This is a genomic window from Oleiphilus sp. HI0080 (assembly GCF_001635135.1).
Map to the genome: position 1 here is coordinate 1 of NZ_LWFU01001247.1, position 722 is coordinate 722.

At 50.4% G+C, this 722-nt stretch carries 1 protein-coding gene; it reads left to right on the forward strand.

The window, feature by feature from the left end; genetic code table 11:
- The first annotated feature begins 2 nt into the window (after positions 1-2).
- The gene (locus tag A3751_RS21595) at positions 3-620 is read left to right on the forward strand and encodes an ABC transporter ATP-binding protein (protein WP_082863430.1); all 618 of its coding nucleotides are present in this window, start codon (positions 3-5) and stop codon (positions 618-620) included.
- Positions 621-722: the final 102 nt, after the last annotated feature.

Sequence of the window (722 nt, forward strand, 5' to 3'; positions counted from 1 at the left end):
CGCTGACAATTTTTGAAAACCTAGATTTTCATTTAAAAGCGGGTGAGACCGTCGGGATTATCGGTAGTTCTGGAGCCGGAAAAACCACGCTGTTGAATATACTTGGTGGCTTAGACGCTCCTAGCTCCGGCGCTGTGCGTCTGTGTGGTGTTGATCTTGGTTCCGCGAATGATCGGCAGATAACTGCTTTGCGGAATCAGCATCTAGGTTTTGTTTATCAGTTTCATCATTTGCTTGCTGAATTCAGTGCGCAAGAGAATGCGGCGATGCCGCTGATTATCGCTGGAGTTAACAAGAAGCGGGCTCTAGAGCAATCCGCAGCTTTGTTGGAGCGGGTTGGTCTCTCAGCTCGTCTAACACATAAGCCTTCTGAGCTTTCGGGCGGTGAGCGCCAGCGTGTCGCAATTGCAAGGGCTTTAGTAAACAACCCTCGGGTCGTCATGATGGATGAGCCAACAGGTAACTTGGATGAGCAAACAGCTCAGTCTATTCAAGCGCTTATGCTGAATCTAAGGGCCGAGAGCGGCACAAGTTTCGTTGTTGTGACGCATGATACCGGTTTGGCGTCCAAAATGGATCGCGCACTGCATCTAGAGCAGGGTGGCCTGATTGCCGTCTAGCGGCCTCTAAAGCAGAGTATCCAAAATAGTTTTGTTTTCAATGCGCCGGCGCCGTCCTGGTCTAGCTATCCCTTTGTTGTCTTTTGGCTATACGCTCAGCCC